Raw genomic sequence first — 1,424 nt, forward strand, 5'->3', positions numbered from 1 at the left:
CGGCGACCGCCGAGTGGGTGGGCGCCTACGTGGACGGCGTCAACGCCGGTCTCGCCGCCGGGGCGGCGCGGTCGCCGGAGTTCGCCGCCACCGGGCTGCGGCCGGGCCGGTGGGAGCCGTGGACACCGCTCGCGGTCTGGCTGGGCCACCACATCCTGTTCGCGGGGTTTCCCGGCAAGCTCTGGCGTGAGCACGTGGCGCAGCGGCTCGGGCCGGACGCGGTCGACCTGTTCGCCACCGACGGGCCGGCAGTGGCCGGCAGCAACGGGTGGCTGCTCGCCGCCGAACGCACCGGCACCGGGGCCGCGCTGCTCGCCGGCGACCCGCACCGGTTCATCGAGGATCCCGGCGTCTACCAGCAGATCCGGCTGGCCTGCCCGGAGTACGACGTGGTCGGGCTGGCGGTGCCGGGCGTGCCGGGCATCGCGCACTTCGGGCACACCGGCGGGGTGGCCTGGGCAATCACCAACGCGATGGCCGACTACCAGGACGTGTACGCGGAGCGGCTGCGCCGCGACGGCACCCGGGTGCAGTCGCTCGGCCCGGACGGCTGGCGTCCGGCGCACCGCCACGTCGAGACGATCGACGTGGCCGGGGCCGACCCGGTCGAGGTCGAGGTGGTGGAGACCGACCGTGGTCCGGTGATCGACGGTGGGCCGGACGACGAGACGGCCGTCAGCCTGCGCTACCCGCCCCGGGTCCGGGGTGACCTCGGTTTCGCGACACTGCCGGAGCTGCTGCGCGCCCGTACCGTGGCCGAGGTGGACCACGCGCTGCGGCACTGGGTGGAGCCGGTCAACGTGGTGCAGGCGGCGGACACCGCCGGAGGGCTGCTGCACCGGGTCGCCGGGGCGGTGCCGGTACGGCACCCGGGAAACGGCCGGCGGGTGGTCCCCGGATGGGACGCCGCGCACGCCTGGCAGGGCTGGCACACGCCGATGCCCCGTGCCGAGGTGGTGGGTCGGGCGGTGATGGCCAACGAGCGCGGACTGGCGGCGCCGTTCGGGGTGGAGTTCGCCCCACCGCACCGGGCGCACCGCATCGCCGAGCTGCTCGACGCCGGTTCGGCCTGGACGGCCGACGGGATGGCCACGGTGCACACCGACACCTATCTGGGCGCGGCCGGGCCGCTGCTGGCGATCCTCGCCGAGTCGACGGGGCTCGGCCCAGCCGCCGCCGCGCTGCGCGAACGGCTGCTGCGCTGGGATCGCCGGATGGCCGCCGACAGTACGGACGCGGCGGCCTACGCCATCCTGCGGGCGGCTGTCGTACGCCGGATCGCCGCCCACCCGACGCTGGCCGCGCTGGCGGAGCCGCCCGCGTACCCCGAGGTGTTCGCGCCCTGGCTGGCGCTGACGCCGCGGGTCGGGTACGCGCTGGAGCACCTGCTCGGCGCGACCCCGCTGCCCGGTGTGGACATCACC

Annotated in this window: 1 protein-coding gene; it reads left to right on the top strand. The window is 76.3% G+C overall.

What is annotated here, in order from left to right; genetic code table 11:
- The coding region (locus PSH25_RS29085) for a penicillin acylase family protein (protein WP_238662065.1) at positions 1-1,424 on the top strand (1,424 nt) is incomplete at both ends.

It is taken from the genome of Micromonospora foliorum (assembly GCF_022229015.1).
Taxonomy (GTDB): Bacteria; Actinomycetota; Actinomycetes; order Mycobacteriales; family Micromonosporaceae; genus Micromonospora; species Micromonospora foliorum.